We start from the raw sequence: 26,307 nt of genomic DNA on the forward strand, positions 1-26,307 counted from the left end.
CTGTCATTGCAACCGCTTCACTGCTACCTTGCTGCTTCGCTGCCTTGTTGTTATGAGATTCGCTTCATGAACTTGCGTTTGCTGTTGTTTGTTATTGTGTTGCTGATTGTGCCCGTGGCACTGGCCAGCCTGGCCTGGCAGTGGGATTTGCACTGGTTTCCGCTGCTGGATCTTGATGAGCCCCCTGCTCTGCTTGCTTACGCCATGACGCTGACGGTGGGCAAGCTGGGCATAGGTTTTACCCTGCTTGCCCTGAGCGCGCTGATCCTGCACCGCTGGCGCAGCCAGCCACGTCAGCTGCTGGTGTTTTTCTTCTGTCTGTTTGCGGCGCTGGGCAGTGCCTTTGTGACCAAAACGGTGGCCAAGCTGTATTTCAAGGAGCCCAGGCCCTATGTGCTGTGGCTGGTACAGCAGGACAAGCTGGCAGACAGCCGCCGTTTTTATGCCAGTCCGGAAGCCGAGCGTGAGCATGAGTTACAGCAAAGCCTCAGCCGGGTCAGCGATAACCAGATTCCGGACTGGCTCAAGCACCATTGGCAGGAAGAAGTGAACTATTCGTTTCCGTCCGGGCATTCGATTGCTGCCATGACCATTGCCGGCTTTTTTTGCCTGATGCTGGGCTACCGGCGTAAACCGGTATGGATGATGCTGACTCTGGCAGGCTGGGCGGTGGCAGTGTGTTATTCCCGTCTGCTGCTGGGCCTGCACTGGCCGGCAGATATTCTGGCCAGCAGCGTGCTGGGGCTGCTGTTTGGCGCAGCCGGTGCCTGGAGCTTTGTGGTGCTGGACCGGCGGTTGGCATCGCCTGAAAGCAGCTAGCTGAGCTTTAAGCTGTAAGTAAAACAAAAAAGTGCATCTGATCGCCGGCATGTTGGGACCCGTACCAACCTGCCGTTAACGCGGGCAACGCCGATGTCGCTCGAAGCAGCAGTGGGGATTGCCGTAGCCGACCGTCAAATTCCAGGGATGGAATTTGACGAGCGTCCATGGGGCTAGCTTGCTCGCCGTGATGAAGCAGTGAAGCTCGACCGAACATTAAGTATGTTCGCAGCGGGCTTTAATGCTGAATGCCATTGACCGAAGCGTGTCGGCGGAGTGCAACCGTACTGATGCTTCGCCCTCTCAGGCAGCAGGCATAAAAAAAGCGCCCGAAGGCGCTTTTTTTGATCACCGGGCAGTTCAGGCCTTATATTTGCTGAACACCAGGCTGGCGTTGGTGCCGCCGAAACCAAAGCTGTTGGACATGACGGTGTCCAGCTCGGCTTCCTTGTACTCGGTCACGATGGGCAGGTTCTGCGCCTTTTCATCCAGCTCGGTAATGTTGATGCTCGGCGCAATAAAGCCGTGCTCCAGCATCAGCAGAGAGTAAACGGCCTCATGCACACCGGCGGCACCCAGGGCGTGACCGGTCATGGCCTTGGTGGCAGAGATGTAGGGCGCATGGTCGCCAAACAGGCTGTTGATGGCTTCCAGCTCTTTTACATCACCCACCGGGGTGGAGGTGCCGTGGGTGTTGATGTATTGCACCGGGGCCGGGGCCGTGGCCATGGCCTGCTTCATGCAGCGTACCGCGCCTTCACCAGACGGTGCTACCATGTCGTAGCCGTCTGAAGTGGCACCGTAACCGGTGATTTCGGCATAGATATGAGCGCCACGGGCCAGCGCGTGCTCCAGCTCTTCAACGACCACAATGCCGCCGCCACCGGAGATAACAAAGCCGTCGCGGCCGGCGTCGTAAGTACGGGACGCCAGCTCGGGGGTGTCGTTATATTTGCTGGACAGGGCGCCCATGGCGTCAAACTGCAGGGCCAAGGTCCAGTCCACTTCTTCACCGCCGCCGGCAAAGACGATGTCCTGCTTGCCCAGCTGAATTTGCTCCAGCGCGTGACCAATGCAGTGCGCAGAGGTGGCACAGGCAGAGCTGATGGTGTAGTTAATGCCCTTGATCTTGAAGGGCGTCGCCAGACAGGCGGAGGTGGTGGACGACATGGTGCGCGGCACCATATAAGGGCCGACACGACGCACACCTTTTTCCCGCAGAATATCGCAGGCTTCAATCTGATTTTTGGAAGAGGCACCGCCGGAGCCGGTCACCAGACCGGTGCGCTCATTAGACACCTGGCTTTCATCCAGACCGGCATCGGCAATGGCCTGTTCCATGGACAGATAGGCAAACGCGGCAGCGTCGCCCATAAAGCGCATCACTTTACGATCGATGTGTTCGGCCGGGTTCAGTTTGATGTTGCCCCAGACCTGACTGCGCAGCTTATGATCGGCAAATTGCTGGGAAAAAGTGATGCCGGAGCGGCCGCCCTTGAGAGACTCAAGTACCTCTTCCTTGTTGTTGCCAATGCTGGAGACCACACCGATACCGGTAATGACTGCTCTTCTCATCTATCGTTCCTACTGTTTCGATTTGGTGCCAATTCTAACCATAAATCATGGTCAAACTGGTCAGCTTTCACATAAAATGACCGTTTTTTGCGGCCCCGGAGCGCTCAGTGTCTCACCGTTTTATTACCACCGCCCGTCTCGACTGGAATGACCAGGGAACCCCGGTCGCCACCGCCTTTGACGATGTCTATTTTTCCAACGATAACGGCCTGGAAGAAACCCGTTATGTGTTTCTTGGTAACAACGGCCTGCCACAACGCTTCGTCCACCACGACCGCGAGCTGTTCGTGGTGGCTGAAACCGGCTTCGGAACCGGCCTGAATTTTCTGGCAACCTGGAAGGCGTTCACCGACTACAAACGGCAACATCCTCAGGGTAAAACACGCCGGTTGCACTTCATCAGCGTGGAGAAATTTCCGCTCTCCCGCGACGATCTGCAACTCGCCCTGCGCCAATGGCCAGAGCTTACCATTTTAAGCGAACATATGTTAGCTGAATATCCGGTACTGGTTGACGGCTGTCACAGATTGCAGCTTGCCGACGATGTCTGCCTGGATTTATGGCTGGGAGATGTGGCCGAGATGCTGCCACAAATGGATGCCGGCCTCGCCGGCCGGGTCGATGCCTGGTATCTGGACGGCTTTGCACCTGGCAAAAATCCGGAGATGTGGACCCCTGAGCTGTTCACCCAGCTGGCCCGGCTGGCCCGTAACGGCGCAACACTGGCCACCTTTACCTCTGCCGGTTTCGTACGCCGCGGGCTGATTGAAGCCGGCTTTGACGTGAAGCGGGTCAAGGGCTTTGGCCGCAAGCGGGAAATGCTGGCAGGCTTTCGACGAACTGACACCCGCCTGCCCTGCCCTGCCCCCTGGTACTGGCGCAGGCCCGGGCAGGGTGAGCATACCCTGATAATCGGTGCCGGTGTGGCCGGTGCGGCCCTGGCCCGCCAGCTTGCCCGCCGGGGGCAAAAGGTGACGCTGCTGGAGCAGGCCGGCGCGCCGGCACAAGGAGCTTCCGGTAATCGTCAGGGAGCCATTTATCCGCTGCTGAACGGTGATCATGACACCCTGAGCCAGTTTTATCTGCCCGCCTTTTTATATGGCCGGCGTACGCTTGACCGGCTGGCACAGCGCCAGCCCTTTACCCATGACTGGTGCGGCGTGGTGCAACTGGCCCACGATGACAAAAGCAGCAGTAAAATCGACAAACTGATGGCCGGAGGCTTTCCGCCTGAGCTGGTGCAGCCACTGTCAGCCGAAGAAATGAACAATACTGCCGGCATAAAGGCCAACCTGAGCGGCGTGGCCTATCCGCTGGGAGGCTGGGTGTGCCCTCACGAGCTCACTGCCGCCCTGCTGGCGGATGCCGGTGATATTGCCTGCCATTTTAATACCAGAGTAACCGGTCTTGAACGCAATCATGACGGCTGGCAAGTACAGACTGAACACGGTCACACCTTCAGTGCCGATAATGTGGTGCTGGCCAATGCTCATGCCCTGACCGAGCTTAAGCAAACCGAAGGCCTTGCTCTCTATCCGGTACGGGGGCAGGTCAATCACCAGCCCACAACCCCCGTGCTGGAAAAACTGAAAACCGTGGTGTGTTATGAAGGTTATCTCACTCCCGCCTGGCAGGGCCTGCATTGTGTGGGTGCCAGCTATAACAGACGTGATGCCGGACTGGATTACCGCGCGGAAGACGAAGCCGATAACCTGGCCAAACTGACAGCCACTCTGCCCGTCCTGGGCGAACTTGCGGCCTCTCCGGATGAAGGCCGGGTGGGTATTCGTGCCGCCTGCCGGGATCACCTGCCTTTAGCCGGCAGTGCACCCGATAAAGATGCTCAGCTGACGGATTATGCCGACATGCCAAGACGCGCCGGTCAGGCGTTCCCGCTGGCGGCGGATCATGAAGGGCTTTATGTGTTGTCGGGACTGGGCTCGCGGGGCATGTGTTCAGCCCCTTTGCTGGCAGAGCTGCTGGCATCACAAATCCTGAATGAGCCCCTGCCGCTCGGGCAACCGGTGCTGGATGCCCTTAATCCCAACCGCCACTGGCTGCGTAAATTGCTGAAAGGAAAACCTTTATAAAGCTGTGAGCTATAAGCTGTCAGCTGGCCGGAGTGGAGTGCCGAGCAAGAGCCGCATTTGCAATAAACGCAGTTTTTGCAGGCACAACACCACACCGGCAACACACTCAAAACAACTTACGGCTTATAGCTGACGGCTTACAGCTCCCCGAAGGGGGGGCTTATTGCGCCGGGCGGATAAGGCCGAGCTGACGGCCAAATTCGTGCTGACGCTGAAATTCCTGGAGCAGCCCCTGTGCGATGCCAAGCTGGTGGTAACCCACGTTGTCGGCGACCCGGTGCAGTTGCGTACAGCTAACCTGAGGAGCAATATCGAACAGGGAGCGCTCTAGCCATTCCGCAGCCAGCAGGGCACGCTCGCGCACCAGACGCTCATAGGCGGTCAGTGCCAGCCGGTAGTTCTGCCACTCCGGTGTTTGCGGCCATTCCAGTGGCTCGGTCACGGTTGCAGTCAATGACACCAGTACCTGAGACGGCACACAGCCTTGTTCAAGCTGTTCACCACTCAGCTGCCAGGACATACGGTAATCTACGTCTGCCAGGCTGGGCTGCAGCGCCGCCGAGCCATACACATCCACGGTTTGCCTGGCCTTCAGCTCCATGGCAGCAGAGACCGGCAAGGCAAGCATTGTCAGCAATGCAACAAAAATCACTTTCACCACGCAGACTCCGGAAGGGCGCAAGACGAATATCATGATTATAAACCCGCCAGCGTCTCAAGTCATTTGAGTCTTTGATGGAAAAGACCGCAATTGACGGTGTCACTGGCATTCGTAACCTGACAAGTACAGCCCGGCTCTATATAGTGCAGACAAGCATGACTGGTTGGAGTGTTGCATGATCACAGCCTATATCCTGAATGGTAAGTCCCTGGAAATTCAGCCTCTGAGCCTGACAGACAGGCCGCCGCCCAATACCCTCTGGCTGGATATTCACAAGCCCGACGAGCAAGAGCAAAGCTGGATGCAGCAACTGTTTGTGGAGGAAGTGCCCGAGCTGGACGAGCTGGACGACATAGAGGCCTCGGCCCGTTTTTACCGGGACAAGGATGGCCTGCACATTCACTCTTTGTTTCCTCAGCGCATGGGCAAGGAAATTGACGGCATTAACGTGCTGTTTACGCTGCGTCAGAACATGCTGATCAGCTTTCGCGAGGACGATCTGGGCCTGATGCGGCTGCTGCGCCATTATATGCGCCAGGACCGGCTGGAAGTGGAAGATGCCCTCGATTTATTGCTGGAAATTTTTCAGCTGAAAATCGAGTACATCTCTGACCTGATTGAAGACGGCTATAAAACCCTGGAAGACACCGCCAAGGAAGTGCTTCATGTGGAAGACTTACGCCAGACCATGTCGAACCTGATGCTGCAGGAAGACGGTAATGGCCATATTCGTCTGGCCTTGTACGACACCCGGCGCGCGCTGCGTTTTATTCGTCGCACCCTGCGCAAGCAGGCCGGTGACGAGCAGCGCAAATGGATAGATGAGCTGCTGTATGATATTGAATCTCTGCTGCCGCACACCCAGTTCCTGTTCGACAAAATCAACTTTCAGCTGGAAGCGGCCATGGGTTTTACCAGCCTGGAGCAGAGCAAGGTGATCAAGATTTTCTCGGTGGCCGCCGTGGTGTTTCTGCCGCCCACCCTGATTGCCAGCATCTACGGCATGAACTTTGCGTTTATGCCCGAGCTGGCGCTGAAATACGGTTACCCGATGTCGCTGGTGCTGATGCTGCTGTCGGCCTGCGGCACCTATTACTTCTTCAAGCGCAAAGGCTGGCTGTGAACGTGAGGGATTGGGGGTTGGGGATTAGCGATATTGTTAACCGAGGAAGGGCATTGATGAAATACAGATATCTGGCTGTACTGGCGCTGGCTGCGGGCCTGGCTGGCTGTGATAACAACGAAGTGGGTGATGTGTCATTGGGCTTGTTTACCACCAAAGACATCAAAATCGAGGTGCTGACCGATCCGGAAGTGCCCGGCGTCACCTGTCATATGTCCAATATAGTGGCAGATCTGGATCTGGCAGATCCGTCAGACATGTCTATCAGTTGCCGGCAGACGGGAGAAATCACGCCGGCCATGATAGCTGGCATCGACCGTTCAAAAAGCGGTGAAATCGTCTTCAAGAAATCAAAGAGTATTTTTCTGAAGAGTCTGAAAATTCGCCGTATCTACGATGACACCAGTCAGAGCCTGCTTTATATCGCCTACAGCACCAAGGAAACCAGCGGCAGTTACAAGCACTCCATGTCAACCGTACCTCTGTGGGATACCGCCGCCTATCAGGCCGGGAGCACATTCCAACAATAGAGTTCATATGAAACTTATTGCTTTGCAGCCTGTTGATATCCGGAGCTAACTTTACTAGCCTGAATGCTCAACCATAGGAGGATAGTTCATGACTGACCATTCCAGAAAAGCCTGTGCCACTGCCCTGTCTCACGTTCTTGCTGACACTTATGTCCTTTATCTCAAGACTCACAACTATCACTGGAACGTTGAGGGTCCCAACTTTCGTCAGCTGCACTTGCTGTTTGAAGAGCAATATCAGGACATGTGGGCCGCCCTGGATGATATTGCCGAGCGCATTCGTGCACTGGGCGAATATGCACCGGGCACCTATACCAAATTTGTTGAGCTGGCAAAGATAAAGGAAAATCAGAACATTCCCACCGCCAGCGACATGCTCAAAGAGCTGGTTGCCGATAATGAGCTGCTTATCTCTACCCTGATTGAAGCGACCAAAACCGCTCAGGAAGCCGGAGACGAGCCGACTGCAGGCATGCTGACCGACCGCCAGACAGTTCATGAAAAAGCCGCCTGGATGATGCGTTCCATGCTGGCATAACCAGGGTACTCCACGATAAAAAAAGCCGCCTTATTCAAGGCGGCTTTTTCGTCTCTGGCTCAGCTTCTTATCAGCTGCTCCCTGAGTACATGAATGCGATCCCGCACTTCGGCAGCCTGTTCAAACTCCAGATTCTGGGCGTGCGCCAGCATTTGCTGCTCCAGCTCATTGATTTGATGACTGAGCTCTTTGGCACTGGGCAGGTGTTCAGGCAACGTCGTTTTCTCTTTCGCTCGTTTTGAGCCCACTCGTTTGGTGCCATCCAGATCCATCACATCGGTAATACGCTTGTTCAGGCCCTTGGGCACTATGCCATGCTCCGCGTTAAAGGCCTGCTGTTTGGCCCGGCGACGCTCTGTTTCCCCTATGGCTGCGGCCATGGAGCGGGTTACCCGGTCGGCATAGAGAATGGCCTTGCCGTTGAGGTTACGGGCAGCCCGGCCTATGGTCTGGATCAGCGAGCGCTCGGAGCGCAAGAAGCCTTCCTTGTCGGCATCGAGAATGGCCACCAGTGACACTTCCGGCATATCCAGACCTTCCCGCAGCAGGTTAATGCCCACCAGCACATCAAACTCGCCCAGGCGCAGATCGCGAATGATCTCCATGCGCTCTACCGTATCAATATCAGAATGCAGATAGCGAACTTTTACGCCGTGTTCGTTCAGGTATTCGGTGAGATCTTCCGCCATGCGCTTGGTAAGGGTGGTCACCAGCACCCGTTCCCCTTTTTCTATGCGCAGCCGGGCTTCCGACAGCAAATCATCCACCTGAGTAGCCACCGGCCGGACTTCAAGTTCAGGATCCAGCAGACCGGTAGGACGCACCACCTGCTCAGCAATATCATTACCGGACTTGTCGAGCTCATAAGGGCCGGGAGTGGCCGAGACAAAAACGGTCTGCGGCATCAGGGCTTCAAATTCTTCAAAGCGCAACGGCCGGTTGTCCAGCGCCGACGGCAGCCGGAAACCATATTCCACCAGGGTTTCCTTGCGGGAACGATCCCCTTTATACATGCCACCAATCTGCGGCACGGTCACGTGAGACTCATCAATAATCAGCAGGCCGTCATCAGGCAGATAGTCAAACAAGGTGGGCGGCGGCTCGCCTTCCGCCCTGCCTGACAGGTAGCGGGAGTAGTTTTCAATGCCGGAGCAATAACCCAGCTCCTGAATCATTTCTATATCAAACTGGGTACGCTGGCTGATACGCTGCTCTTCCAGCAGCTTGTTGGCAGAAATCAGCTGAGCCTTGCGCTCATTAAGCTCCGCTTTTATATGCTCTATGGCTTCCAGCAGGGTTTCCCGTGGTGTGACATAGTGGGTTTTGGGATAGATGGTAAACCGGGCCACCGTTTGCAATACAGTACCGGTCAGGGGATCAAACAGACTGATGCGCTCAATTTCATCATCAAACAACTCTACTCTTACTGCCTGATCGTCCGACTCTGCCGGAAAAATATCAATGACTTCCCCCCGCACTCTGAATGTGCCGCGCTGAAACGCGGCATCGTTGCGGCTGTATTGCAGCTCGGCCAGCCGGCGCAGCATGTCTCGCTGATCCAACACATCGCCGGTACGCAGGTGCAGCATCATGCTCAGGTAAGACTGGGGATCCCCCAGACCATAAATGGCAGACACCGAGGCCACAATAATGACATCACGCCGCTCCATCAGCGCTTTGGTCGCCGACAGACGCATCTGCTCGATATGATCATTGATGGATGCATCTTTCTCGATAAAGGTATCTGTGGTGGGCACGTAGGCTTCAGGCTGGTAGTAATCATAATAAGAGACGAAATACTCCACCGAGTTATGTGGAAAGAACTCCTTCATCTCACCATACAACTGAGCTGCCAGCGTTTTATTGGGTGCCAGCACCATGGTAGGCCGGTTGAGCGTGGCAATCACATTGGCCATGGTGAAAGTCTTGCCCGAGCCGGTTACCCCCAGCAAGGTCTGATGCGCCAGCCCCGATTCTATTCCATCCAGCAGCCTGGCAATGGCAGTGGGCTGATCGCCCCCGGGCTGATAATCACTGACCAGTTGAAACGTTTTACTCATGGACCCTGCCTCCTCGAATGCCGGTAAAGTGTACCCTCAGAAACGGGTTTCAGGCAAAAAACGGCGCTAATACTAAAAAGTCTCTTGGGACTTGACCCGGAACAATCAGGGGCGTATCATTCGCGGCCTCTTCACGAGATTCCCCCTTAGTTCAGTCGGTAGAACGGCGGACTGTTAATCCGTATGTCGCTGGTTCAAGTCCAGCAGGGGGAGCCATCTTTTGCCTTCCCGGCACTTGACTTATTCTACTTATCAACAATTCTGCTCGAGCAAAAATCACATGTTGGTTTTTTTGCTCCATGGCTCGCCGGTGTTTACAAACCGAGCGGGTTTTTTCTGTTGCATTTTTTAATCCATTGATTTTACAGCACTTATTTTCTGTCTGTTTTTTTACCGGTTCAATTGAAAGCCGCGTCCTGTCTGGCTTCTCACTGGTTTCAATCATGAAATCCACAACCTTATCCACAGAAAACGTGGATAACCCTGTCTACCCCTTGGCAGACAAGGCTTTCCGTTGCTGTGCATAACCCGGGATAAAAGGAGTGTCGAACGGGCCAGAACCTTTTTTATCGCCAAAGTTCACAGCCCCCGGGGTAACATCTTGTATTTTTACAAACATTATTCTCATCAAAGCGAGATAATCCGCCAGTTTGCATGACTTTTAACGCGTCTCGTATACACGAGCGCGCAAACCCCCTGAAAAGATCATTTTTTTCGCTTTCGCAGTGCTGCTGCTAGCGTCTCTGCTCTGGCACCCAGGACCACCTGAAGCCCATGATCACCCAGGTGCACCACTCCCCTGGCCCCAAGCGCACGCAATGCCTGCTCGTTAACCAGGCTGCTGTCTGCCACTGTAAGCCGCAACCGGGTAATACAGGCGTCGATATGCTCAAGGTTTTCGGCTCCGCCCAGCGCGGCAATAAAGGCGTCGGTATCATCTGCCTGATGTGCATCAGGCTCAGTGAATGAGACCACAGCTTCCGGCTCACGGCCGGGAGTGGCCAGGTTGAGCGTACGGATCAGCATATAAAATAAACAAAAGTAAACCACGCCGGTGGCCAGTCCCAGAGCCAGCAGCCGCCAGGGGTGGGTCGCCAGTCCCCAGTTCAGTATCAGATCAAACAGGCCGGCAGAAAAACCAAAGCCGTGCAATGTGCCCAGCCAGTTGGCTGCCACCAAAGACAAACCGGTCAGCAGCGCGTGCAGGCCATAGAGCAGCGGAGCCAGAAACATAAAGGTAAATTCCAGCGGCTCGGTAATACCGGTGAGAAAAGAGGTGAGCGCCACCGACAGCAGCAGGCCTGCGGCCCTGGCGCGGTTACCTTCAGGGGCGGCCAATATCATGGCCAGTGCCGCCGCCGGCAGCCCGAACATCATGACCGGGAAAAAACCGGCCATAAACACACCGGCGGTGGGATCACCGGCAAAAAAACGATTCAGATCACCCCGGGTCATCTCAGTGGCGATCTGAGTAATTTCACCGCTATTAATGCCGGGCACGGCACCGCCCACACTCAGGTTTTCTGCCAGTGCGGGTGCCAGACAGATATTATGCAGGCTGCCGGCCGCTTCGTAGCTGACCTTGACGCACTCATCAAGTCCAAACCAGAACAGCGAATTAAGCACATGATGCAACCCTACCGGGATCAGCGCCCGGTTCAGTGCACCATAAGCAAACTGCCCCGCCGGGCCGGAACTGGCGACAGCCTGACCAAACGCATCTATCCCTTGTTGTACATAAGGCCAGACATAGCCCGCCACAACAGCGGCCAGCAAACAGAATAATCCTGTCATGATGGGAACCAGCCGTTTGCCGCCAAAAAAACCAAGATACTCCGGCAGCCTGACTCCCTGAAAGCGGTTATAGCTGTGGCCGGCAATAATACCGGCGATAATGCCACCAAAAAACGACAGGTTAAGATCTTCATTAATGGTGACGGCGGCACCGGTCAGCACAAAATAACCCACAGCACCCGCCAACGCCGCCGCACCGGCATCATCCCGCGCCAGCCCCACTGCTATGCCCAACCCGAACAGCAGCGGCAACTGGTCAAAAATGGCACCGCCTGCCGCTGCCATAAAAGGTATACTCAGCAGATCCGGTTGCCCCAGCCGCAGCAGCAGCGCCGCCACCGGCAACGTGGCAATGGGCAGCATCAGTGCCTTGCCAAGGGTTTGCAGATATCCCAGACATTTCATGGTGCGCTCCTGAATCAGGCTGTGACAGACCAATGGCCCATGGTAAGAAAACGACAGTTTTTTTATGATAGAAACAACATCATCACTAAAGGTTTGAACATGCGCCTGATCCCTCTGGCCACTCCTGAACAACTGGGCCGCCGCGCGGCCCGCTATATTGCCGATCGTATCAATGGCTTTGCACCAACAGCAGACAGGCCCTTTGTGCTGGGGCTGCCCACCGGCAGCACGCCGCTGGACACCTACCGGGAGCTGGTACGTCTGCACCGGGCCGGTGAAGTCAGCTTTCGCCATGTGGTGACCTTTAATATGGATGAATATGCCGGTCTGCCCCAAACGCATCCGCAAAGTTATCATTTCTTTATGCATGACAACTTGTTTCAGCACCTTGATATTGCGCCCGAAAATATCAACCTTTTGAATGGCATGGCGGAAGATCTGCAGACCGAATGTCGTCGTTATGAGCAAAAGATGACGCAATTCGGGCCGGTACATCTGTTTTTGGGAGGTGTGGGCAGTGACGGCCATATTGCGTTTAATGAAGCGGCCTCTTCACTGGCGTCACGCACCCGGGTAATGGCCCTGACCGATTCTACCCGCCGGGCAAATGCCCGTTTCTTTGAACATGATCCGGCACAGGTTCCGCGTCACGCTCTGACGGTGGGCGTGGCCAATTTGCTGGAAGCAGAAGAAATCGTGCTGCTGGTTACCGGAGCTCACAAGGCAAGAGCGCTGCAGGCAGCGGTGGAAGGTCCGGTAAACCATCTGTGGACAGTATCGGCACTTCAACTGCATCCGAACAGCCTGATTTTCTGTGATGATGAAGCCACGCTGGAGCTGAAAGTGGGTACACTGCGCTATTTTCAACAACGTGAAAACCAGCCGGAAGTCTGATTGATGTTTGCTCTCACCCCTGATTCTGTCTTTGATGGCAAGGTGCTGCACCGGAACACCGCTGTGGTGATTGCGGGTGAACGGGTTCACGGGCTGGTGCCCGTGGCGGAGCTGGATAGCAGTATCAGACAGCACACCCTGCCCGGTGCTCTATTGTGTGCCGGCTTTATTGATCTGCAGCTGAACGGCTGTGGCGGCGTTATGTTCAACCATGATATCAGTGCCGCTGCCCTGACCCACATGCACGCGACCAACCTTAAATCCGGCACTACCAGTTTTTTACCGACCCTGATCACCAGTACCGATCAGGATATGCGCCAGGCGATAAAGGTGGTCAGTGAATACCGTGCTCGGCACCCTTATCGTGTGCCAGGCCTGCATCTGGAAGGGCCTTATACCAATCTGGCCCGCAGAGGCATACATCCGGCAGCGCAGATACGCCCTCTGGATAACGGCATGCTTGAGTTCCTGTGCCAACATGCCGCCGACATAGCCATGCTGACCCTGGCACCCGAGGTCAACCGTGATTCGGCCATCACCCGGCTCAGCAAGGCAGGTATTCGGGTGTCCATGGGACACACCGCAGCCAGCTATGAAGAAGCCATGGCAGGCTTTGCTGCCGGCATCGGCTTTGCGACTCATCTTTATAATGCCATGACCCCCACCGCCAATGGTCGTCTGCCCGGGGCCGTCGGGGCCGTGTATGACTCACTTACTGTGGGTGCTGGCATTATTGCCGACGGTCATCACGTACATTACGCCAATATTCGCCTTGCTCACCGCCTGCTGGGCACGCGTTTATGTCTGGTTACCGATGCCACCGCTGCCGCCGGTGCTCCTGAAGGGTTTGATCAATTTAACTTTTGTGGTGCCACCGTTTATGTGCGCAACGGTCAGTGTGTGGATGAAAATAGCACCCTTGGCGGCTCGGCACTGACCATGGCAGAAGGTGTCCGCAACCTGGTAAAACATGCCGGTCTTTCGCTGGAGCAGGCGCTGGCCATGGCCAGCTGCAATCCGGCGTGTGCACTCGGACTTGAGCAGCATATTGGCCTGCTTCAGGCCGGCCGGCTGGCTAACCTGGTGGCGCTTGATCAAAACCTGCAGGTGATCGCCACCATGGTAAACGGACGGTTTTCAGTATGACTCACGGAAAAATAGCCAATGTGGATCTGGTTAAACAGGTAAACAGTGCCGCCGTATACCGGCTCATTGACCATGCCGGCCCCATCTCCCGCGTGCGCATAGCCGAGCTCAGCCATCTGGCACCCGCCAGTGTCACCAAAATCACCCGCGCGTTACTGGAGCACGGATTAATTCAGGAGCTGGCGCATCAGGCTTCTACCGGTGGCCGGCGGGCAATATCACTGGCTACCGTTACTCAGCCCTTTTACCTGATTTCGGTAAAACTGGGCCGGGAAGAGCTGAGACTGACCTTATATAATCTGGCCGGAGACGAATTCGGCCGCCGGCTTTTGCCCTTTCCCAGCCGCGAAGCGACCAATCTGCTGGCGGCATTACATCGCCATATAGACGATTTTATGCAGGCGTTTGGCAGCGGCAAGCAGATTATTGCGGTGGCAGTGATTATGCCCGGCCTGACTGATGCGCAGCATGGACAGGTAGTTTATCACCCCAGCTATCCGCTGGCGGGAGTGCCACTGGCAGCGCAGCTGGGCCATCAGCTTAAACTGCCGGTATTTATTGGTAACGATACGCGGGCTCAGGCACTTGCCGAGCATTATTTCGGCGCTTCTGCCGATTGTCTCGACTCGGTGCTGGTGCGGGTACACCACGGCGTGGGTGCCGGGATTATTACCGAAGGCCGTATTTTCAAAAGCCAGGGCCGGGATGTCGCCGAGATGGGTCATATTCATATGGACCCTCTGGGTGAGCGTTGTGACTGTGGCAATGTGGGCTGCCTGGAAACCATGGTGGCCGACGCGGCCCTGCTGCGCCAGGCTAAGCGTATGCTGAGCCAGGGCTATCGCAGCTCGTTGGCAAATCAGACCCTGTCCATTCACGCTCTGTGCCGGGCCGCTGATGAAGGTGACCATCTGGCACTGACCATTTTACGCCGTGCCGCAGAGCGACTGGGGCAGGCTCTGGCCATCGTGGTGAACCTGTTTAATCCGCAGCGGGTATTGCTGAGCGGGGCCTTGTGTGAGGCGGAAGATATCGTTTTTCCTATTATTAATCAGGCCATCAGTCATCAGTCTCTGCCCGGCTTTCATCAGGGCCAGCCGGTCATGAAAGCCCGCTTTCAGCATGATCAAACCATCGGCGGTCTGGCGCTGGTTAAACGCGCGCTGCTGGAAGGTGAACTGCTGCAACGTATTCTGGAGAAAAAATCATGAGTAATATCGTATTCAGTACCGATCCGGACTGGCAGCCGGCGTCAGAAAAACAGCAACAGGCTGGCCGGTTTCCTGAAGATGGCACAATACGACTGCGCCGGGAAACCAAGGGCCGCAAGGGCGCGGGCGTGATTTGTGTGTATGGTCTGGCACCGGATCAAGTAGGTGACGTGGCCAAAAAGCTGAAAAAACAGCTGGGTACTGGCGGTGCCGTTAAAAAAGGGGTGATTGAAATTCAGGGTGATCGGCTGGAGCAGATCAAGCAGTGGCTGGAAAAAGCCGGCTTTACGGTCAAGCAGGTGGGCGGCTGAGACTTGAACTTGCAGCCCAAATTACTATAATGCGGATTCCCTGCTCAAGGGGGAGTAGTCACTATCGGGCAATCAGCCTGAAGACGGTCGTCAACATAGTTGGTGCAAAATCACCATGGCGGCCGTGACCCTGACCGGTTTGACGAGACCTTTGACAGACGAGTGCCAATACCGGGGACGGGCGGCCAGTCGTCTGTTATTCGGCCTCATTACAAGCCTGTCCCCTTTGGAAGCACATTGGAAGCCCTCACCACCTCAACCCTTGCCGTAGCCATTGCCGAAATTGGTGACAAAACCCAACTGCTGGCGCTGGTACTGGCTTGCCGTTATCAAAAACCTTTGCTGATTGCCGCCGGCATTTTGCTGGCCACCGTGATTAACCATGCTCTTGCCGGTACTGTGGGCGTCTGGCTGCAAAGCTGGCTTGACCCTGACTGGCTGCGCTGGCTGCTGGCCGCGTCCTTTTTTGTAATGGCGGCATGGATGATGATTCCGGATAAGGCCGATGATACCGACAGCCGCTTTTATCGCCTTGGCCCTTTTATGGCCACCTTTATTCTGTTCTTTATCGCGGAAATCGGCGACAAGACCCAAATTGCCACCACGCTGCTGGCGGCGCGTTTCGTCGATGATTTCTGGTGGGTGGTGGCAGGCACAACGCTGGGCATGATGGCGGCCAACCTGCCGGTGGTGCTGGCCGGCCACAAAGGCAGCGGGCGTATTCCCATGCACTGGGTACATGGTATCAGCGCACTTATTTTTCTGGTGCTGGGGATTACTACGTTGTGGTGGCCATTATAACGAAAACGCCCCGCTCAGCGGGGCGTGTCAGCTGTCAGCCGTAAATACTGAAACTGTCGGCGTTCAGCCACAAATGCACCATGATGCTGGCCACATAGCCCAGCGCAATCACAGGGGTCCATTTAAGATGGCCGGCAAAGGTATACATGCCCCTTGCCTGGCCCATCAGCGCCACACCGGCCGCCGAGCCGATAGATAGCAAACTGCCGCCCACACCGGCGCTCAGGGTGATCAGCAACCAGTTGCCATGAGACATTTCCGGTTGCATGGTCAGCACGGCAAACATCACCGGAATGTTATCTACGATGGCTGACAGCACACCCAGGGTAATGTTGGCGTATACCGCATCCCAGCTGGTATAGAGCAGATCGGAGACCAGTGCCAGGTAGCCCATGTATCCCAGTCCGCCCACGCACATGACCACACCATAAAAGAACAGCAGCGTGTCCCACTCGGCCCGGGCCACCCGGTTGAACACATCAAACGGCACCACGCTTCCCAGGCGTTTCAGGGCTTCATCATCACCCCGCTTGCGGGCCATGGCGCGTTTGCGTGCCAGTGAGCCCGGCAGGGTACGACGCAGAAAGTAACCGAAGAACTGCAGATAACCCAGGCCAGTCATCATGCCCAGCACCGGCGGCAGGTGCAGCAGGCTGTGACAGGCCACGGCAGAAGCAATGGTCAGCAGGAACAGCATCACAATGCGAATGGCACCGCGCTTGAGTTCAATTTCTTCGTATTGTGCGGCCGGTTTGCGATTCTCGATAAAGAAATTCATCACCAGCGCCGGCATCAGATAGTTCACCAGGGAAGGAATGAACAGAATAAAAAATTCGTTAAATTTCACGATACCGGCCTGCCAGACCATCAGCGTTGTGATATCACCAAAGGGGCTGAAGGCACCACCGGCGTTGGCGGCAATAACAATATTGACACAGCACAAATTGATAAAGCGTCTGTCACCTTCACCCACCTTGGTCACCACAGCACACATCAGCAGGGCCGTGGTCAGGTTATCGGCAATGGGGGAAATAAAGAAAGATAAAAAGCCGGTCAGCCAGAACAGTGATTTGTAACTGAATCCCTTGCGGATCATCCAGGCCCGCAAGGCATCAAACAGCCTGCGCTCTTCCATGGCATTGATATAGGTCATGGCCACCAGCAGGAAGAGCAGCAATTCTGCATATTCAAGCAAATTCTGACGAAAAGCGGCTTCCGTGACTCCGGGAATGCCGTTGTTCATGTAGGTCCAGCCTATCATGGTCCAGATCACACCGGCCGCCACCAGCACGGGTTTGGATTTGCGCAGGTGCAGGTATTCCTCTCCCATCACCAGCAAATAAGCCACCACAAAGATCCCTACCGCAAACACCCCTACCCCGGTACTGGTCAGATCCAGCTGCCCGGTGGCAGCAGCAAAGGCCGGCGCGCTTACCAATGCCGCCAGGCCGCCCAGTAACAGGCACAGTTTCCTTGTCATTGTTATTCTCGCTTTTATATTGTTTTGACTATAGTTACAGGCTTTTTTCGTGACCGAGCAAAGCCCTTAAAAAGGCTAACATAAAGGCAGCCCTCGGCGCAGACCGGTTTCCCGACACGGCTCTCAGTTTTGCATTTAAAACAAGCCACCATCCGCCCGATACATGCGGGTAAAGCCTAACGCCGTCACACACATTACAAAATGGATAATTAGTCTTGTTTTTTGCATGAATTTTCACGATGATAATCCGGTGTTTTTCAGGCAAGCAAGGACAAGCCCGTGCGCGAAAATGATGCCGCCCTGGTCAAGGCGTTTCGCCAATCCAGCCCCTATGTGAATCTTCACCGTGGCTCTACCTTTGTGATCATGCTCGGTGGTGAAGCCATCGATCAGGACAACTTTCCCAATATCATCAGTGATATTGCTCTGCTGACCAGCCTGGGTGTGAGGCTGGTAATTGTGTTTGGCGCCCGCCCCCAGATCGACCGTGGCCTGACCGAAGCGGGTCTGAGTGGCGTATTTCACAAGCACACAAGGGTGACCGACGAACCCAGCTTTCGCGTGATCAAGGACGTGTGCGGCGGCCTGCAGATGGACATTACCGCCCGTCTGTCCATGGGACTGATAAACACCCCCATGCAAAACGCCCGTATCAATGTGGTGACCGGCAACTTTGTGATTGCCCAGCCTCTGGGGGTGGATGACGGTGTGGATTACATTCATTCTGGTCGTGTGCGCCGTATTCACACCGATACCATTCATCATCAGCTGGCCAATGGCGCTACCGTGCTTATCTCCCCTATCGGTTTTTCGGTGACCGGTGAAAGTTTTAATTTGTCATCGGAAGAGCTGGCCCGCCGGCTGGCCATTGAGCTCAAGGCCGATAAGTTAATCGGCTTTTGCTCTCAGCGCGGTGTACTCAATGAAAACGGTGAAGCCATTGCCGAACTCTTCCCCGAGCAGGCAGAAGCACACTTGCAACAACTGCTGGAAGACGGCGAGAGCCTGTCTGGCACAGCCCGTTATCTGCGGGCTGCCATTTCCAGCTGCCGCGGTGGCGTGCCTCGCAGCCACCTGGTGAGCTACCGGGAAGACGGCGCGCTTATTCAGGAGCTGTTTACCCGTGATGGCCTGGGCACCCAAATTGTCAGCCTCAGTGCCGAGCAGGCCCGCCAGGCCCGCATTGATGATATTGGCGGCATTCTTGATCTGATCCGGCCCATGGAAGAAGAAGGGGTACTGGTGCGCCGCTCCCGGGAGCAACTGGAAATGGAAATTGACCAGTTCACCATTATCGAAAAAGACGGTGCCATTATCGGTTGCGCTGCCCTTTATCCGTTTCCGGAAGATGGCATGGCAGAAATGGCCTGTGTGGCCATTCATCCGGATTACCGCAAGGGCAGCCGGGGCGATATGCTGTTGCAAAAAATTGAAGAGCAGGCCCGTAAACGGGGAATGAGCCGGCTGTTTATTCTGACCACCCGCTCCATTCACTGGTTTCAGGAGCGGGGCTTCAAGCCGGATGATGTGAATGCGCTGCCCATGGGTAAACAGAAGCTGTATAACTTTCAACGCCGCTCCAAAATCATGATTAAAGCGCTTAACTGAACGATTTAACCTCACCGTCATTGACAGTGATGCCATAAATCAGTAGTTATAGGGCCGCATCAGCACAATGTGCTGATACAGCAAGAAGAGGCGCGTTATTCAGGCAGCCGGCAGCAGGAGTCGCCACTCCGATGATCGCCGGTCAGGGGAATAACGCCGAGATTGAGAGCGTGGGCGTTGCGCTTTTGGTCGGCTGCGAAGGCTGAATCCTTCGGGCTGTCACCTGTTGGGTGGAGTGCTTCCTGATGACCTTTTCAATGTCTTCTCAGCCGTTCCCCCGTAATTTGAACTGATAAGCAAAGCAAGGAGCTTGCCTTGAACCAAACCGTTGTAGCCAAATTCGGTGGAACCAGCGTTGCCGACGCCGATGCCATGAGCCGCTGCGCCGCCATTCTTGAACAAAACCCCGACACTCGTCTGGCGGTGCTGAGTGCCAGCTCCGGCGTGACCAATCTGCTGGTAGCACTGGCATCGGGCAATCACGGTCCGGCCGAGCGGGAACAGATGCTGCAGCAATTAACCGCCATTGAGCAAGGCATTCTCGACAGCCTGCAGCGTCCGGAAATGCTCACCCGGCATATTGAAGACATTCTCAACCATATTCGTGAGCTGGCTGACAGTGCCGCCATCAGCCCTACCAAAGCGCTGAGCGATGAGATTGTGGCCCAGGGCGAAATGATGTCCACCAAGCTGTTTGTGGAATTACTGCGCAGCCGCGGCACCGATGCAGTCTGGTTTGATGTGCGCAAGGTAATGCGCACCGACGACCGCTTCAGCCGCGCCACCCCGGATCTGGTCACCCTGAAGGCAGAAGTGGAAAAAGAACTCAAGCCCCTGTGCGACAAACAACTGGTGGTCACTCAGGGCTTTATTGGTGCTGCCCCCGATGGCCGCACCACTACCCTTGGCCGGGGTGGCAGTGATTTTTCCGCCGCTCTGCTGACCGAAGCCCTGAACGCCTCAGCGGTGCAAATATGGACCGATGTGCCCGGCATTTACACCACGGATCCACGCCTGGTAAGCGAGGCCCGCGCCATTCCTGAAATCAGCTTCAGTGAAGCCTCGGAAATGGCCACCTTTGGTGCCAAGGTGCTGCACCCGGCCACCCTGCAGCCGGCGGTACGCTGTCAGATTCCGGTGTTTGTCGGCTCCAGCCGGGCACCGGAAGAAGGCGGCACCTGGATTCGCAACAGCACCCCCAGTCAGCCGCTGTTCCGGGCCCTGGCCCTGCGCCGCAATCAGGTGCTGCTGACCCTCACCAGCCAGAGCATGTTTCAGGCTCACGGTTTTCTGGCAGAAGTATTCGGGATTCTGGCCAAGCACAAAATCTCGGTGGATTTGATCACCACCTCTGAGATCAGCGTATCCCTGACACTGGACGCCGGTGCCGAGCTGCTGACCGAGGAAGTGAAAACCGAACTGGGCCGGCATTGCCATCTGAAAGTGGAAGACGGTCTGGCGCTGGTGGCACTGATTGGTAACCGCATGAGCGAGTCGGGCGGCACCGCCAGCCGCGTATTCCAGGCCATTGGCGATGTGAATATTCGCATGATCTGCTACGGTGCCAGCCCCCATAATTTCTGCTTTCTGGTGGAAGAAGACAAGGCTACTCAGGTCATTGCCGATCTGCACAAAGAACTGCTGCCGGCTTAAACCGGCCTTTGGCCGGTGCTATAAGCTATAAGCTATAAGCTATAAGCTATAAAATATTAATAAGCAGCGTGTATCAGGCAACGCTGCTTTTTTCTTTTCAGACACCACAATCACTTCATCACTACCGCAATTTCCACAGCCTCTTCTGTACAACTTATAGCTGACAGCTTACGGCTGAAAGCTTTAGTTCAGGCTCCAGGCGGTGAGCAGGCCGGCGATCAGGGAGATGCCCATGGGCCAGGCTACCCGCCGGCCAAGCGCGCTGTCACCCAGGCTGACTGCCATGCCCGCCTTGACCAGATTGTTGACCGATGCCGCCAGCACGATTCCCAGCACAGCGGTTCCCGCATCCAGACTGCTCTGGGACATGCGGGTTAACGACAGGGTAATGGCATCCACATCAGTCACTCCCGATGCCAATGCCAGCAACAGCACACCGGCATTGCCCAGCGCCTTTTTCAGCCATTCTCCCAGCACCATAATCAACAGAATAAGACCGCCAAACAACAATGCGGCCTTCAAGTCCAGCGGATTCATATTCAGACTGGGCTGCTCCACACTGCCGCCGGCGCTGTGCCGGTGCCAGATCACCGCCGCCGGGCCATAAAGCAGCAAGGTCATCACCAGCACCGGCCACCACAAAATGGGCAGCAAGGCCGGATTAATCAATGCACAATACACCAGAATACGGGGAAACATGGTGCCACAGGCCAGCAGCACACCGGCCGCCAGCAAGGGCGACAGCACAGGTGACTCCTTTGACAGCCTTGAATAGTGCAGAGTAAGGGCGGTAGAGGAGCTGAGTCCGGCAAACAGACTGGTGAACAAAATCCCTTTTTCAGTGCCGCCCACGCGAATGGCAAAATAACCCAGAAAGGAAATGGAGGCGATCAAGACCACCATCCACCAGATCTCAAAGGGATTAATCACGCCACCCGGCCCCATGGCCTGATTGGGCAGCAGCGGCAGCATCACCACCGTAATCAGCAGCAGTTTAAGGCCGGCGTCCAGCTCATGCTCCTGCAGCTTGCGCAGCAGGCCATGAATTTCCTGTTTGTTATCCAGAATAAAGGCCGTGATCACCGCCGCCGTGGCGGCAATGGCCGGACTGTTCACCACCGCCAGAGCACCAAAGCAAAACGTCAGCAGCAGGCCAATGCTGCCGGTAATGCTGAAGTCATTCATGGTGCGCACCTGAGCCCGGTAAGCCACCAGACTGATGGCCACCACACTCGCCAGTCCTGCCACCAGCAGCCAATGGCTGGTGCTTTGTCCGAGCAACGCCATCAGTCCGCCCAGCAGACCGGTCAGCGAGTGAGTACGAATGCCGGCAATACGCTGGCCGGCTTCGGCCTTGCGCCACTGCCAGCCCCGCTGAATACCAATCAGGGCACCCAGTAACAGGGCAATACCAAGGCGCACCAGTGCCTGATGATCACGCCACAACTCGGCGGCCAGCTCATTCATGTCTGTTTATCCGCTTAGTCCTGTTCAGCCAGCACCTGCTCCAGTGGCTGATGAGTCAGATTATGTGCCTCGGCCACCGCCTGATACACCAGCTTGCCGTTGTGAATATTCAGCCCGCGGGCCAGATGCGGATCTGCCTGCATGGCCTTGCGCCAGCCCTTGTTGGCCAAAGCCTGCACAAAAGGCAGCGTGGCGTTGGTAAGCGCCAGGGTAGAGGTGCGGGCCACACCGCCGGGCATGTTGGCCACGCAATAGTGCACCACGCCATCCAGCTCAAAGGTAGGCTGCTGATGAGTGGTGGGCTTGCTGGTTTCAAAACAGCCGCCCTGATCAATGGCCACATCCACCAGCACGGCCCCCTTGGGCAGTTTTTTTAGCATATCCCGGGTCACCAGCTTGGGCGCAGAAGCACCGGGGATCAGCACGGCACCAATCACCAGATCCGCCCGTGACAGCTCGGCCTCAATGGCATCGGCAGTGGAATACTGGGTTTTAATGGCCGGGCCATAGAGCGCGTCGAGCTGAGTGAGCCGGGGCAAGGATCTGTCAAAAATAGTGACGTCGGCCCCCAGCCCCATGGCCACCCGGGCCGCGTTCACGCCCACTACCCCGCCGCCCAGCACCAGCACCCGGGCCGGCACCACGCCGGGCACGCCTCCCAGTAACACACCTCGTCCGCCTTGCGCTTTCTCAAGGCAGTGAGCACCGGCCTGCACCGCCATGCGGCCGGCCACTTCACTCATGGGGGCCAGCAACGGCAAACCGCCGTGATCGTCGGTGACGGTTTCATAGGCAATGGCGGTGCAGCCCGAAGCCAGCAGGCCCTTGGTCTGAGCTTCATCCGGTGCCAGATGCAAATAGGTAAACAGTACCTGACCGGGTCTCAGCCGCTGATACTCTTCCGGCTGTGGCTCTTTTACCTTAATAATCAGCTCGGCACCGGCAAACAAAGCACCGGCGTCCTGCACCAGCTCGGCCCCGGCGGCGGCATATTGCTCATCACTGAACCCCACGCCCTCGCCGGCACCGGTTTGCACCCGCACTGTATGCCCGGCTCTGGTCAGCTCGCGCACACCACCCGGCGTCATCCCCACCCGGTATTCATGATTCTTGATTTCTTTGGGTACTGCGATATCCATGTTCAACCCCTGTGTGCGTACCTGTTTTAGAGTAGAATGCGGTCACTACACGGCCGCTTGCATTCATTGTTGTTGCTTCTTTTGTTATAGAAGCCGGAGCGACATTCTGCTTGCGCAATAATAAAGATTCAATTGCAACTTAGGGAGTACACCGCCGTTATGGATATTGGCCTTCGTCTTAAAACCATTCGCCTGCAGGCTAAACTGTCGCAGCGGGAGCTGGCCAAACGCTCCGGCGTGACCAACGGCTTTATTTCCCAGGTCGAAAAAAACCAGGTCAGCCCGTCCATTGGCTCTTTGAAAAAGCTGCTGGACGGCTTTCCCATGACACTGGCGGACTTTTTTGCCGAGGAAGAAGCCGCTGATGCCATTAAACCTGTGGTGTACCGGGCTGAAGATCAGCCCGAGCGTGGTACCGGTAATATCAGCTACCGGCTGATTGGCAGCCGTTTTCCGGGCCGGCATATTACTCTGCTGCGAGAAACCATGCCCATTGGTGCCGATACCGGCCCGGACATGATCAGCCACCCGGGCCAGGAGTGCGGTGTGGTGATTGAGGGCAGACTGTTACTGGTAGTAGGCGAACGCCATTTTGAACTGGGCCCGGGCGACGGCTACTACTTCGACAGCACAGAGCCTCACCGTTTCGTGAATATTGGCGACAAGGAGCTGCATATTGTTTCTGCCAGCCAGCCCCAGACCATGTAACTAAAAGGTGGGCGGTGTGGCAGCGGAGATCAGCTCGCAGGCCTGAGTACCCGGGTTGCGAAAACGGTGTGGCTGATGAGTATCAAAGTAATAGCCGTCACCGGCCTTAAGCAGGCGGCATTCCTCCCCCACGGTAATTTCAATCTCACCACTGAGCACCAGGCCGGCTTCTTCCGCGTCATTACTGAGCATTTCCGGGCCGGTATCGGCACCGGGCGGATAATGCTCCCGCAGCAGCGCCAGCTTGCGATCACTGCCCGGTGGCCCCAGCAGCCACATGGTGACGCCATTACTGCCCAGCTTCACCAGTTCATCGGCGCGAAAGAAAACGGGCCTGCCGGCGTTATGCTCCAGACTGAAAAACGCCCCCATGGAGATGGGAAAGCCATCCAGCACTTTTTTTAACGTCGCCACCGACGGATTTACCGCCGCCTGCTCTATTTGCGAGATCAGGCTGTTACTCACACCGGCCCGCTTGGCCAGCTCCCGCTGGGTCAGGCCATGCCGGATGCGCAGCCATTTCAGTCGCTCGGGTAAATCCATGGCAACCTCCTCAGCCGGCCCGGGCAGCGGCCGCTTCCTGTGCCCGGCGCTTTTCGGCCCGGGCCATCAGCCACCAGCCGATAAAGGTCACCAGCGACACTATCACGATGATAATAGTGGCCAGGGCGTTGATCTTGGGGCTGACTCCCAGCCGTACACTGGAAAACACCACCATGGGCAAGGTAGTGGCATTGGGTCCGGACACAAAGCTGGCGATCACCAGATCGTCCAGCGACAGGGTAAATGCCAGCAGCCAGCCGGCAACAATGGCCGGCGCAATAATGGGCAGGGTGATCACAAAAAATACCTTGAGCGGCCGCGCGCCCAGATCCATGGCGGCCTCCTCCAGCGAGCGGTCCAGCTCACGCAGACGGGAGCTGACCACCACCGCCACATAGGCGGTACAGAAGGTCACATGGGCAATCCAGATGGTGCTCATACCGCGCTGGGCCGGCCAGCCCACCAGATCCCCCATGGCCACAAACAACAGCAGCAAGGACAGACCGGTGATCACCTCAGGCATGACCAGCGGGGCCGTGATCATAAAAGCAAATCCGCCCTCACCACGAAAGCGGCCGATGCGGGTGAGCACAAACCCCGCCACCGTGCCCAGTACCACGGCCGCACTGGCGGCAAAAAAGGCAATGGTCAGACTTAAGCCCACCGCCTGCATCATCATGTCGTCGGCCAGCAGCTCGCCGTACCATCTGGCGGACCAGCCCGCCCATACGGTGACCAGCCGGGAGCTGTTAAAGGAGTAGATGATCAGCAACAGCATGGGCGCATACAAAAACCCAAAGCCCAGCCAGAGGATCAGGGGCCGCAAACGAGAGCGGCTGACAGGAATCATATTCATGGCTCAGCCCTCCATTTCGCGGCGTTGAATGCGGTGGAACCACATAATGGGCACCATCAGCAGCAACAGCATCACACTGGCCACCGCCGCGGCTACCGGCCAGTCCCGGTTATTAAAGAATTCCTGCCACAGCACTCGGCCAATCAACAGGGTATCAGGGCCGCCAAGCAGTTCAGGAATCACAAACTCCCCCACCGCCGGAATAAACACCAGCATGGCACCGGCAATAATGCCGCCTTTCACCAGCGGTACTATCACCGTAAACAGGGTTGTCATGGGCCGGGCGCCAAGATCGGCGGCGGCTTCCACCAGGGAGTAGTCCAGCCGCATCAAGGCGGTATAAAGCGGCAATATCATAAAAGGCAGATAGGCATACACAATGCCGATATAAACGGCGGTGTTGGTGTTGAGAATTTGCAGCGGCTCGTCAATGGCTCCCAGCCACAGCAGCGCATTATTAAGAAAGCCGGTATTACCCAGTATGCCCATCCAGGCATAAACGCGGATCAGAAACGACGTCCAGGACGGCAATATCACCAGCATCAGCAGCACATTGCGGGTAGAGGGTTTGGAGTGAACAATGGCCCAGGCCATGGGAAAGCCAATCAGCAGACATAATAATGTGGAAACAGCCGCGACTTTCAGAGATTGCAGGTAAGACTGTATATATAAGCTGTCGCTCAGCAGAAACAGATAATTGCCAAAATTAAGAATAATCTGCAGCTGCTCATCGGCAAAGCTCAGTACCTCGCTGTAGGGCGGAATGGACAGCGCCGCTTGCGACAGACTGATTTTAAATACAATCAGAAAAGGCACCAGAAAAAACAGCAGCAGCCAGGTGTAAGGCAGCGCTATCACCAGCCGCTGACCAGTGGCGATTTTCAACGTTTTCATG

23 protein-coding genes, 1 tRNA gene and 2 riboswitches are annotated in these 26,307 nt (G+C 56.1%); of the genes, 14 read left to right on the top strand and 10 right to left on the bottom strand.

The features are described from left to right. The first annotated feature begins 66 nt into the window (after positions 1 to 66). The gene (locus R0I78_RS08520; RefSeq protein ID WP_019934848.1) at positions 67 to 819 is read left to right on the top strand and encodes a phosphatase PAP2 family protein; all 753 of its coding nucleotides are present in this window, start codon (positions 67 to 69) and stop codon (positions 817 to 819) included. Positions 820 to 1,179: 360 nt separating this feature from the next. On the opposite strand, the gene fabB is transcribed toward R0I78_RS08520, so the two are convergent. Further along, on the bottom strand, positions 1,180 to 2,394 hold the full coding sequence (gene fabB, locus R0I78_RS08525) for a beta-ketoacyl-ACP synthase I (protein WP_019934849.1): 1,215 nt from the start codon (positions 2,392 to 2,394) through the stop codon (positions 1,180 to 1,182). Between the two features lie 107 nt (positions 2,395 to 2,501). Between fabB and mnmC the strand changes: the two genes are divergently transcribed. After that, a complete protein-coding gene (mnmC, locus tag R0I78_RS08530; protein WP_317075039.1) occupies positions 2,502 to 4,484 on the top strand; it encodes a bifunctional tRNA (5-methylaminomethyl-2-thiouridine)(34)-methyltransferase MnmD/FAD-dependent 5-carboxymethylaminomethyl-2-thiouridine(34) oxidoreductase MnmC in 1,983 nt (660 codons plus the stop codon). A gap of 160 nt (positions 4,485 to 4,644) precedes the next feature. On the opposite strand, the gene R0I78_RS08535 is transcribed toward mnmC, so the two are convergent. Next, positions 4,645 to 5,142 (bottom strand): DUF922 domain-containing protein, encoded by a 498-nt coding sequence (locus tag R0I78_RS08535; protein ID WP_317075040.1) that lies wholly within the window; start codon positions 5,140 to 5,142, stop codon positions 4,645 to 4,647. Positions 5,143 to 5,320: 178 nt separating this feature from the next. On the opposite strand from R0I78_RS08535, the gene corA reads away from it, so the two are divergent. The 3 genes from corA to R0I78_RS08550 all read left to right on the top strand — a co-directional run bounded on the left by corA (position 5,321) and on the right by R0I78_RS08550 (position 7,336). Continuing rightward, positions 5,321 to 6,268, top strand: a complete 948-nt coding sequence (corA, locus tag R0I78_RS08540; RefSeq protein ID WP_019934852.1) for a magnesium/cobalt transporter CorA — start codon at positions 5,321 to 5,323, stop codon at positions 6,266 to 6,268. A 56-nt stretch (positions 6,269 to 6,324) separates the two neighbouring features. After that, the gene (locus R0I78_RS08545; RefSeq protein ID WP_019934853.1) at positions 6,325 to 6,798 is read left to right on the top strand and encodes a CreA family protein; all 474 of its coding nucleotides are present in this window, start codon (positions 6,325 to 6,327) and stop codon (positions 6,796 to 6,798) included. Positions 6,799 to 6,886: 88 nt separating this feature from the next. Beyond that, positions 6,887 to 7,336, top strand: a complete 450-nt coding sequence (locus tag R0I78_RS08550; protein ID WP_019934854.1) for a Dps family protein — start codon at positions 6,887 to 6,889, stop codon at positions 7,334 to 7,336. Between the two features lie 59 nt (positions 7,337 to 7,395). On the opposite strand, the gene uvrB is transcribed toward R0I78_RS08550, so the two are convergent. Next, positions 7,396 to 9,396: an excinuclease ABC subunit UvrB gene (gene uvrB / locus R0I78_RS08555; RefSeq protein ID WP_019934855.1), complete on the bottom strand. Its 2,001-nt coding sequence runs from the start codon at positions 9,394 to 9,396 to the stop codon at positions 7,396 to 7,398. 140 nt (positions 9,397 to 9,536) lie between these two features. Between uvrB and R0I78_RS08560 the strand changes: the two genes are divergently transcribed. Then, positions 9,537 to 9,612, top strand: a tRNA-Asn gene (locus R0I78_RS08560). A gap of 489 nt (positions 9,613 to 10,101) precedes the next feature. On the opposite strand, the gene nagE is transcribed toward R0I78_RS08560, so the two are convergent. Then, positions 10,102 to 11,595 carry an N-acetylglucosamine-specific PTS transporter subunit IIBC gene (nagE, locus tag R0I78_RS08565; RefSeq protein WP_317075041.1) on the bottom strand — a complete coding sequence of 498 codons (1,494 nt, stop codon included), beginning with the start codon at positions 11,593 to 11,595 and terminating at the stop codon, positions 10,102 to 10,104. A 99-nt stretch (positions 11,596 to 11,694) separates the two neighbouring features. Between nagE and nagB the strand changes: the two genes are divergently transcribed. From nagB to R0I78_RS08590, 5 genes are all read left to right on the top strand, one after another. Beyond that, positions 11,695 to 12,489 (top strand): glucosamine-6-phosphate deaminase, encoded by a 795-nt coding sequence (gene nagB / locus R0I78_RS08570; RefSeq protein WP_317075042.1) that lies wholly within the window; start codon positions 11,695 to 11,697, stop codon positions 12,487 to 12,489. A 3-nt stretch (positions 12,490 to 12,492) separates the two neighbouring features. Continuing rightward, a complete protein-coding gene (gene nagA / locus R0I78_RS08575; protein ID WP_317075043.1) occupies positions 12,493 to 13,635 on the top strand; it encodes an N-acetylglucosamine-6-phosphate deacetylase in 1,143 nt (380 codons plus the stop codon). After that, positions 13,632 to 14,846: an ROK family transcriptional regulator gene (locus tag R0I78_RS08580; RefSeq protein ID WP_317075044.1), complete on the top strand. Its 1,215-nt coding sequence runs from the start codon at positions 13,632 to 13,634 to the stop codon at positions 14,844 to 14,846. Before nagA ends, R0I78_RS08580 begins: the two co-directional genes overlap by 4 nt. Beyond that, complete coding sequence (locus tag R0I78_RS08585) at positions 14,843 to 15,157, top strand: stress response translation initiation inhibitor YciH (RefSeq protein WP_317075045.1); 315 nt, start codon at positions 14,843 to 14,845, stop codon at positions 15,155 to 15,157. The genes R0I78_RS08580 and R0I78_RS08585 overlap by 4 nt, the downstream gene beginning before the upstream one ends. A 37-nt stretch (positions 15,158 to 15,194) precedes the next feature. Beyond that, a riboswitch (yybP-ykoY riboswitch) is annotated at positions 15,195 to 15,369 on the top strand. Positions 15,370 to 15,394: 25 nt separating this feature from the next. Continuing rightward, complete coding sequence (locus R0I78_RS08590; RefSeq protein WP_019934861.1) at positions 15,395 to 15,958, top strand: TMEM165/GDT1 family protein; 564 nt, start codon at positions 15,395 to 15,397, stop codon at positions 15,956 to 15,958. A gap of 34 nt (positions 15,959 to 15,992) precedes the next feature. Here the strand turns inward: R0I78_RS08590 and nhaD are convergent, their stop codons facing one another. After that, positions 15,993 to 17,438 (bottom strand): sodium:proton antiporter NhaD, encoded by a 1,446-nt coding sequence (gene nhaD, locus R0I78_RS08595; protein WP_317075046.1) that lies wholly within the window; start codon positions 17,436 to 17,438, stop codon positions 15,993 to 15,995. Between the two features lie 279 nt (positions 17,439 to 17,717). On the opposite strand from nhaD, the gene argA reads away from it, so the two are divergent. After that, positions 17,718 to 19,046 (top strand): amino-acid N-acetyltransferase, encoded by a 1,329-nt coding sequence (argA, locus tag R0I78_RS08600; RefSeq protein WP_019934863.1) that lies wholly within the window; start codon positions 17,718 to 17,720, stop codon positions 19,044 to 19,046. 77 nt (positions 19,047 to 19,123) lie between these two features. After that, positions 19,124 to 19,295, top strand: a riboswitch (Lysine riboswitch). A 66-nt stretch (positions 19,296 to 19,361) separates the two neighbouring features. Then, on the top strand, positions 19,362 to 20,699 hold the full coding sequence (lysC, locus tag R0I78_RS08605) for a lysine-sensitive aspartokinase 3 (protein WP_317075047.1): 1,338 nt from the start codon (positions 19,362 to 19,364) through the stop codon (positions 20,697 to 20,699). A 183-nt stretch (positions 20,700 to 20,882) separates the two neighbouring features. On the opposite strand, the gene R0I78_RS08610 is transcribed toward lysC, so the two are convergent. Together R0I78_RS08610 and ald are read right to left on the bottom strand one after the other, a co-directional pair. After that, on the bottom strand, positions 20,883 to 22,166 hold the full coding sequence (locus R0I78_RS08610) for a DUF4010 domain-containing protein (protein WP_317075048.1): 1,284 nt from the start codon (positions 22,164 to 22,166) through the stop codon (positions 20,883 to 20,885). A gap of 14 nt (positions 22,167 to 22,180) precedes the next feature. Further along, positions 22,181 to 23,305, bottom strand: coding sequence for an alanine dehydrogenase (gene ald / locus R0I78_RS08615; RefSeq protein ID WP_317075049.1), 1,125 nt, complete (start codon positions 23,303 to 23,305; stop codon positions 22,181 to 22,183). Between the two features lie 159 nt (positions 23,306 to 23,464). On the opposite strand from ald, the gene R0I78_RS08620 reads away from it, so the two are divergent. Next, positions 23,465 to 24,013: a cupin domain-containing protein gene (locus R0I78_RS08620; protein ID WP_317075050.1), complete on the top strand. Its 549-nt coding sequence runs from the start codon at positions 23,465 to 23,467 to the stop codon at positions 24,011 to 24,013. Here R0I78_RS08620 and R0I78_RS08625 read toward each other — a convergent pair whose 3' ends face one another. Genes R0I78_RS08625 through potH form a run of 3 tightly spaced genes read right to left on the bottom strand, consistent with a single transcriptional unit; the run spans position 24,014 to position 26,306 of the window. After that, positions 24,014 to 24,556: a cupin domain-containing protein gene (locus R0I78_RS08625; RefSeq protein WP_317075051.1), complete on the bottom strand. Its 543-nt coding sequence runs from the start codon at positions 24,554 to 24,556 to the stop codon at positions 24,014 to 24,016. It abuts the gene before it with no gap. A gap of 10 nt (positions 24,557 to 24,566) precedes the next feature. Then, positions 24,567 to 25,412 (bottom strand): putrescine ABC transporter permease PotI, encoded by an 846-nt coding sequence (potI, locus tag R0I78_RS08630; RefSeq protein WP_317075052.1) that lies wholly within the window; start codon positions 25,410 to 25,412, stop codon positions 24,567 to 24,569. A gap of 3 nt (positions 25,413 to 25,415) precedes the next feature. Beyond that, positions 25,416 to 26,306, bottom strand: a complete 891-nt coding sequence (potH, locus tag R0I78_RS08635) for a putrescine ABC transporter permease PotH (protein ID WP_019934870.1) — start codon at positions 26,304 to 26,306, stop codon at positions 25,416 to 25,418. Position 26,307 lies beyond the last annotated feature (1 nt).

Source organism: Oceanimonas sp. CAM02, assembly GCF_032842915.1.
GTDB classification, from domain to species: Bacteria; Pseudomonadota; Gammaproteobacteria; order Enterobacterales; family Aeromonadaceae; genus Oceanimonas; species Oceanimonas smirnovii.